Source organism: Cupriavidus sp. 8B, from assembly GCF_054589115.1.
The window spans coordinates 1-344 of sequence record NZ_BAAILO010000449.1; the positions used below are offsets into that span (position 1 = coordinate 1).

Consider the following 344-nt stretch of genomic DNA (forward strand, 5'->3'; position numbering starts at 1 on the left):
CTTTATCGCTACTCATGTCAGCATTCGCACTTCTGATACCTCCAGCATCCTTTACAAGACACCTTCACAGGCTTACAGAACGCTCTCCTACCATGCGTGCACTCCTTTAAATCCACTCCACTTGCTACCCAACGATCACTGTTGGGCGCTTTGTCGATGCAAAGCATCGACAAGCCCTCAACGACCATTGTTGGGGCGCTTTGTCGATGCTGCGCATCGACAAGCAAGGTGCACTTAAAGGAATGCACGCATCCGCAGCTTCGGTGACTGGCTTAGCCCCGTTACATCTTCCGCGCAGGACGACTCGATCAGTGAGCTATTACGCTTTCTTTAAAGGATGGCTG

General features: G+C 51.5%; 1 rRNA gene. It reads right to left on the reverse strand.

The window, feature by feature from the left end:
* Positions 1-344 (reverse strand): 23S ribosomal RNA (locus tag ACYP5B_RS43555); the annotation flags it as partial.